Origin of the sequence: Sphaerisporangium sp. NPDC049002 (genome assembly GCF_040649355.1) — a bacterium.
Lineage (GTDB): Bacteria > Actinomycetota > Actinomycetes > Streptosporangiales > Streptosporangiaceae > Sphaerisporangium.
Map to the genome: position 1 here is coordinate 61,154 of NZ_JBEZFH010000016.1, position 7,207 is coordinate 68,360.

Annotated in this window: 6 protein-coding genes; 4 read left to right on the forward strand and 2 right to left on the reverse strand. The window is 72.1% G+C overall.

The window, feature by feature from the left end; translation table 11 throughout:
• The first annotated feature begins 18 nt into the window (after window positions 1-18).
• The 3 genes from AB0B89_RS06270 to AB0B89_RS06280 all read left to right on the forward strand — a co-directional run bounded on the left by AB0B89_RS06270 (window position 19) and on the right by AB0B89_RS06280 (window position 3,636).
• Complete coding sequence (locus AB0B89_RS06270) at window positions 19-1,269, forward strand: adenosylhomocysteinase (RefSeq protein WP_358548922.1); 1,251 nt, start codon at window positions 19-21, stop codon at window positions 1,267-1,269.
• A 257-nt stretch (window positions 1,270-1,526) separates the two neighbouring features.
• A complete protein-coding gene (locus AB0B89_RS06275) occupies window positions 1,527-2,543 on the forward strand; it encodes an ABC transporter ATP-binding protein (RefSeq protein ID WP_358548925.1) in 1,017 nt (338 codons plus the stop codon).
• 55 nt (window positions 2,544-2,598) lie between these two features.
• Window positions 2,599-3,636 carry an oligopeptide/dipeptide ABC transporter ATP-binding protein gene (locus tag AB0B89_RS06280; RefSeq protein ID WP_358548928.1) on the forward strand — a complete coding sequence of 346 codons (1,038 nt, stop codon included), beginning with the start codon at window positions 2,599-2,601 and terminating at the stop codon, window positions 3,634-3,636.
• A 177-nt stretch (window positions 3,637-3,813) separates the two neighbouring features.
• Here AB0B89_RS06280 and AB0B89_RS06285 read toward each other — a convergent pair whose 3' ends face one another.
• Window positions 3,814-4,761: an RDD family protein gene (locus tag AB0B89_RS06285; RefSeq protein ID WP_358548931.1), complete on the reverse strand. Its 948-nt coding sequence runs from the start codon at window positions 4,759-4,761 to the stop codon at window positions 3,814-3,816.
• A 39-nt stretch (window positions 4,762-4,800) separates the two neighbouring features.
• Between AB0B89_RS06285 and AB0B89_RS06290 the strand changes: the two genes are divergently transcribed.
• On the forward strand, window positions 4,801-5,796 hold the full coding sequence (locus AB0B89_RS06290; protein ID WP_358548934.1) for a stage II sporulation protein M: 996 nt from the start codon (window positions 4,801-4,803) through the stop codon (window positions 5,794-5,796).
• Here the strand turns inward: AB0B89_RS06290 and AB0B89_RS06295 are convergent.
• Window positions 5,783-7,207: penicillin-binding transpeptidase domain-containing protein (locus AB0B89_RS06295; protein WP_358548937.1), on the reverse strand; the 1,425-nt coding region annotated here is incomplete at its 5' end. The genes AB0B89_RS06290 and AB0B89_RS06295 overlap by 14 nt on opposite strands.

Sequence of the window (7,207 nt, forward strand, 5' to 3'; positions counted from 1 at the left end):
AGGGGGACAGGGGAAACTGTGGATTCTGCGGACGCGTCGCTCGCCGAGGTGGGCGAGCGGCGGATCGACTGGGCGCTTCGCTCCATGCCCGTGCTGCGGGCGATCGGGGAGCGGTTCGACGCCGCGCGCCCGCTCGAAGGCCTGAAGATCGCCGCGTGCCTCCACGTGACCGCGGAGACGGCGGTGTTCGTCGGCGCGCTGAAGGCCGGCGGGGCCGAGATCGCCCTGGCCGCGTCCAACCCCCTGTCCACGCAGAACGACGTGGCGGTGGCGCTGCGCGCGTACGACATGGCGGTGTACGCCCGCGCGGGCGTCGACCGCGACACCTACTACCGGCACATCCACCAGGCCCTTGACATCGGGCCGGATATCGTGCTCGACGACGGCTGCGACCTGGTCAACACGCTGCACACCGAGCGTGTCGAGCTGCTCGACGGGGTGACCGGCGGGTGCGAGGAGACCACGACGGGCATCATCCGGCTGCGTCAGATGGCGGCCGAGCACGCCCTGCGGTTCCCGGTCGTCGCGGTCAACGACACCCGCACCAAGCGGATGTTCGACAACAGGTACGGCACCGGCCAGTCCACGTTCGACGGCATCATGCGGGCGACCAACACGCTGCTCGCGGGCCGCACGATCGTGGTCGCCGGGTTCGGCTTCTGCGGGCGTGGCGTGGCCGAACGGGCGCGGGGGCAGGGCGCCCGGGTCATCGTGACCGAGATCGACCCGGTCAAGGCGCTGGACGCAAGCATGCAGGGCTACGAGGTGCTGCCGATGGCCGAGGCGGCGCGCGCGGGCGACCTGTTCATCACTGTCACCGGCAACCGCGACGTCATCAGGGGCGAGCACCTCGCCGAGATGAAGGACGGCGCCATGCTCGCCAACGCCGGCCACTTCGACGTCGAGATCGACGTGCGCGCCCTGGAGGGCATGGCGCAGGAGGTGCACCTCGGGGTGCGGCCCCACACCGACGAGTACGTCCTCCCCGACGGGCGGCGGCTGCTGCTGCTCGCGGAGGGCCGCCTGGTCAACCTGACCGCCGCCGAGGGGCACCCCGCGGCCGTCATGGACATGTCGTTCTCCGCCCAGGCGCTGGCGGTCGCGTGGCTGGCCGAGGAGCGGGTACGGCTCGCGCCCGGCGTGTACGACGTGCCCGCGGAGATCGACGCGGAGGTCGCGCGGCTGAAGCTCGCGGCGGCGGGCATCGACATCGACGTGCTCACCGCTTTCCAGAGCGACTACCTGCGATCGTGGCGCTTCGGCTCCTGACACCCGTTGTTCACTCCGCCCTGACCGTCTCACGATCATCGGCGCAGGCCAGGACCGTGCCCCCGGCCCGCTGGACGGTTGTGTCGCGATTCGCTGACATTTCATCATCGAATCGGCATCACTTGCGGGTCGCGCCTCGCCAACGGTTGGGTAACCGCCCTCGACAGGCACCCCTCCGGGATGGGTTCCTTCATTCAGAGCAATCTTCGACCTCACCGACCTCTGGCTGGACCCGCCGACCCATGAGCCTTCTCCAAGTGAAAGACCTCACGGTCGGGTTCCCGACCGCGGGCGGCCTGGTCCAGGCCGTCCGCGGCCTGTCGTTCGGCGTCGAGCCGGGCCGGACGCTGGCGATCGTCGGGGAGTCGGGGAGCGGCAAGACGGTCGGCGCGCAGGCCATCCTCGGGCTGCTTCCCGAGGCCGACATCTCGGGGAGCGCGGTCTTCGAGGGCGTGGACCTTCTCGCGCTCGGCGAGGAACGGCTCCGGCAGATCCGAGGCGCCGAGATAAGCGTGATATTTCAGGATCCGCTGACCAGCCTGCATCCGCTGTACAAGGTGGGCAGGCAGATCGCGGAGCTGATCCGCGCCCACGACTCCGGGGTGAGCCGCGCCCAGGCCAGGCGGCGCGCCGTGGAACTGCTGGGCCTGGTCGGCATCCCCCGGCCGGACCGCAGGGTGGACGACTACCCGCACCAGTTCTCGGGCGGCATGCGGCAGCGGGCGGTGATCGCGATGGCGCTCGCGCTCAACCCCAAGCTCGTGGTCGCCGACGAGCCCACCACGGCGCTCGACGCGACCGTCCAGGCGCAGATCCTGGACCTGATCACCCGCCTCCAGCGGGAGTTCGCCATCGCGCTGCTGCTGATCACGCACGACCTCGGGGTGGTCGCCGGGATGGCCGACGAGGTCGTGGTGATGTACGCCGGGGTCCCGGTGGAGCGGGCCGACCGGCGCACGATCTACTACCGGCCACATCACCCCTACACAAAGGGTCTGCTGGAGTCGATCCCCGGCAGCACGGGCACGCGGGAGGGAAGGCTCCGGCCCATCTCCGGCCGGCCCCCCAGCATGATCGCGATGCCGTCGGGATGCGCGTTCCACCCGCGCTGCCCCTACGCCATGCCGGTATGCGCGGCCGAGCGCCCGCCCCTCGCGCGGGTCACCGGCGACGGCGACCACGCCTCGGCCTGCTGGCTTCCCCACCAGGCCATCGGCCTCGGCGAGGAGGCGGAGGCCGTACGGCTGCGCGCCTCGGGGACCGGGCCCCGGTGAACGCGGATCCCGCGAACGAAGCCGAGCGAACGCGGATCCCGCGAACGGAGGACCGGTGAACCTTCTGGAGGTGGACCGCCTGGTCAAGCACTTCCCGATCCGTGAGGGCACCGTGTTCCGCCGTACGGTCGGGCAGGTGCGGGCCGTCGACGGGGTCAGCCTGACGCTGGCGCCCGGCGAGACCCTGGGGCTGGTGGGCGAGACCGGCTCCGGCAAGTCCACGCTGGCCCGCTGCATCGCGGGGCTGCACCCCGTGAGCTCCGGCACCGTCACCTTCGACGGTCAGGACATCACCAACCTGTCGCGAAGTGCGATGCGGCCCTTTCGCAGGGACATCCAGGTGATGTTCCAGGACCCGTACGGCTCGCTGAACCCCCGCAGGCGGGCCGGCTCGATCATCGCCGACCCCCTGGTCATCCACGGCGTCGGCACCCCCGAGGAGCGGCGGCGCACGGTGGCGGAGCTGATGGAACGCGTCGGGCTCAACCCGGAGCATCACGACCGATTCCCCGCGGAGTTCTCCGGCGGCCAGCGGCAGCGCATCGGCGTGGCCCGTGCCCTCGCGCTGCGGCCCCGGCTGATCATCTGTGACGAGCCGGTGTCGGCGCTCGACGTGTCGATCCAGGCCCAGATCCTCAACCTGCTCATGGACCTCCAGGACGACTACGGGCTGACGTACCTCTTCATCGCGCAGGACCTGTCGGTGGTGCGGCACGTCAGCGACCGCATCGCGGTGATGTACCTCGGCCGGTTGGCTGAGCTGGCCGAGGCCGACGAGCTGTACGATCACCCCCGCCATCCGTACTCCGACGCCCTCCTGTCGGCCACGGCCGTCGCCGACCCGGACGTCGCCGACCGGCGCGAGCGCGTCATCCTCACGGGCGACGTCCCCTCGCCGATCGACCCGCCGTCGGGCTGCCGGTTCCACCCGCGCTGCCCGAGGGCCCAGGAGATCTGCGCGACCGAGCAGCCCGCGCTGGAGGGGACCGTACCGGAGGGGACCGTACCGGAGGGGACCATGGCGGCAGGGGCCCCGCACCTGACGGCCTGCCACTTCCCGATCGGACAGCCCGCGGACGGGGGGACGAGGTGACGCTCAACCGAGATACGCCCGGGTGCTGCCGGCCTGAGTGGTGGGTATGGCCGGTGCGACCTCTCCCTCACGCACCGGGCCATACCCGTTCCCACGTAGCGGGCTAATGCCCCAGTAGCCCGCTGGAACATCCCGTGCCCGTGGTTGCCCTATGTATGCGTCGGCTTTGCGAAAAATCTACGCCGGAGGGATGAAACCACCGGGCGTCGGCCGCGATTCCCCTGCTGGGGACGGCCGGACGCGGGTCGGCGGAACGTACGAGAAGGCCGGCGGCGGAGCGAGCGCGGCGGGGGGTCCGACGGGAGGGGCGGGGGGTCCGACGGGAGGGGCGGGGGGTCCGAGGGGAGGGGCGGCGAGGCCGTACGGCGAGGAGTTCTGCCGCATCTGGCGCGCCAGCCGCAACTCCGTGCGGCGGCGGCGCTCGGCGAGCACCGCGGCCAGGTACGCGTAGGGAGGCGCGGTGGGAGGGGGAGGCGGCGAGACGAAGGACGCGAACTGGGCGGCGATCCGCGTCCCCATGTCGTGCCGGACGGCCGGCGAGAGCTGGTGCCAGCGCGAGAGGTACTGCCTCGCGGTGGCCGCGAGGTCCTCGGGCAGGCGGGAGAGCTCCAGCGTGCCGGCCCAGCGGGCGAGCGGCGCGGGCATCTCGGGCGGCGGGGCCTGGCGAGGGGACCGCTCGGAGATCACGATGGTCCCCGAGAAGACGTCGCCGAGCCGCTTGCCCTGCGGGGAGATCAGCGAGCTGATCAGCGCCGGGGCGCCGAAGAACATCCAGAACTCCAGGAGCCCGGACAGGCCGCGGAACAGCGCCTGCCGGAAACGCTCGGGACCGCCGTCGTCGCTGACGACCCGCAGGCCCATGGCGATCTTGCCGAGGCTCCTGCCCCGGCTGAGCGTCTCGAAGATGACCGGATATCCCACGATGACCAGCGCGCTCAGCAGGATCGAGAGCGCCACCGCGACCGCCTCCTCGGCGACCCACGACAGCATGCCCATCAGCAGGCTCAGCCCGAAAACGGCCATGAGCTGGAGTGCCATGTCGATCAACAGCGCCAGTGCCCGGCTCGGCAACTGGGCCACCCGTACCTCTACGACCACGGCCTCGCCGGTCACGACATCTGCCACGTCCCCCACCCTATCCATCGGCCCAATAGGCTCTCGTGCGTGGACATCGACGCGTTTGTCTCCGCGCACAAGCCGACGTGGGACCGGCTGGAGGCCCTGGTGCGGCGCCGGGGCTCGCTGAGCGGGCCCGAGGTGGACGAGCTGGTCGACCTCTACCAGCGCGTCGCCACGCACCTGTCCATCGTCAGGACGGGCTCCGACCGGCTCCTGGTGGGGCGGCTCTCGGCGCTCGTCGCGCGGGCGCGGTCGGCGGTCACGGGGGCGCACACGCCGGCCTGGCGGGAGTTCGTCCGCTTCTTCACCGTCTCCTTCCCGGTGGTCGCCTACCGCGCGCGGTGGTGGTGGGCCATCACCTCGGCGGTGTTCCTGCTGGTCTCCCTGGCGGTCGGCCTGTGGGTCGCGCGAAACCCCGACGTCCAGGCCGCCATCGCCGGGCCTGAGCAGATCAAGCAACTCGTCGAGCACGACTTCGCCGACTACTACTCCGAGCATCCGGCGGGGGCGTTCGCCGGGCAGGTGTGGATCAACAACGCCTGGGTCTCGATGCAGGTGATCGCCACGTCCGTGCTGCTCGGCATCCCGATCCCGTACATCCTCTGGCAGAACGCCGCGAACGTCGGCGTCTCCGCCGGGCTGATGGCCTCCCGCGACCGGCTGGACGTCTTCTTCGGCCTGATCACCCCGCATGGCCTGCTGGAGCTGACGGCCGTCTTCCTCGCCGCCGCCGTCGGCATGCGCCTCGGCTGGACGGCCGTCGACCCGGGGCCGAGGAAGCGTACGGAGGCGCTGGCCGAGCAGGGGCGGGCCGTGGTCGCCGTCGCGCTCGGCCTGGTCGTGGTCCTGCTGGTGTCGGGGCTGATCGAGGCGATGGTGACCCCCTCATCCCTGCCCACGTGGGCGCGCGTCGGCATCGGGGTGGCCGCCGAGGCCGCGTTCCTGGCGTACGTCGTGTTCTTCGGCCGCCGAGCCCTGCGGGCCGGCGAGACCGGCGACCTCGAACGCGCTCCCGACGTCGCCCCGTCTACAGGGCCTTGAGGAACCTCGCGGCGATCGGCGCCGCCACGCCGCCGCCCGTGCCGCCGTTCTGGACGAGGACCGCGAACGCCAGGTCGCCCCGGTAGCCGATGAACCACGCGTGCGACCTGGCCCCGGCGACCTCGGCGGTGCCGGTCTTGCCGGCGGTGCCCGAGGGGAGGCCGGCCTGCGCGGCGGTGCCCCTGGTGACGACGGCGCCCATCATCGCGCGCAGACCGGAGACCACGCCGCCGTCCAGGGGCACCTGGGCCGGCGCGTCGGCGGGGGGCGTGTCCGTCATGATGGCGGGCTTCCAGACACCGCTCGCGACGGCGGCGGCCACCTCGGCCATGCAGAGCGGGCTGGCCTGCACCGAGTTCTGGCCGATGGCGTCGGAGCCCAGCTCGTTGAAGTCCTTGTACGGCCGGATCCGGCAGAAGCTCAGGCCGGGCTTCTCGCGGAACCCGAAGCGGTCGGCGGCCTCGGCGCGCAGCCGGTCGTCACGTAGCCGCTCGTAGGTCTGCCGCACGAACGTGGTGTTGCAGGACAGGGCGAACGCCGTGGTGAGGGTCACGGCGCCGTGGTCGGCGCCCCCGTCGTTGGTGAAGGTCCTGGCGTTCGGGATGGTGTAGCTCCCCGGGCACGCCACCGGTGACTCCGGGGTCAGCCCGGTGCCGAACAGGGCGGCGGAGGTCACCACCTTGAACGCCGAACCCGGCGGGTACAGGCCGTTGAACGCCCGCCTGCCGCCCAGCGTGTCGGCCACAGCGCGCACCTGACCGGACCGGGCGTCCACGGCCACGATCGCCGAGGGCTGCCCGACGCCGTCCAGCGCGCGGGCCGCCGCGGCCTGGACCTTCTGGGAGATCGTGCTCCGCGTTCCCGACTGCGGCGGGGTGGGGGTGGCCAGGAGCACCCGGCCCGAGGGCGCCTCCTCCAGCTTCAGGGTGACCACCGTCGCGTCCAGCCCGGTGACGTAGTCGCCCGCCCTGCTGTCGGGCGGGAACGGCAGGCCCTCGCGGGTGAGCGTGGAGGGCCTTTTGACCTGGGCCTCCTTGAGTCGCAGGCTCCCGCCGTCCTTGAGGGAGGGATGCAGCGTCTCGGGGGCCCAGAGCACCCTCCAGGCCCCGTCCCTGGACGCCAGGCGCAGCACCGAGGAGAACGGCCACCGGCCCAGCCCGGTCACCTCCCGGACCCCCTGGAAGGGCATCTCGGCCGCCTCCCCGCCCTGGCGGCGCAGAGCGCCCGGACTGAGCGACAGCGACGCGATCCGCAAATCGGCGCTGAACCGCCGGTGCCGGTCCGCGAAGTCGGCCGGAGGGTTGTCCACCAGCCCGGCCATGGTGGTGAAGTCACCGGCCTGCCAGGCGGTGAAATACCGTGTCGCGACCACCTCGGGACCGTCCTGCGCGGCCGTCTGTGACGCGGCCGG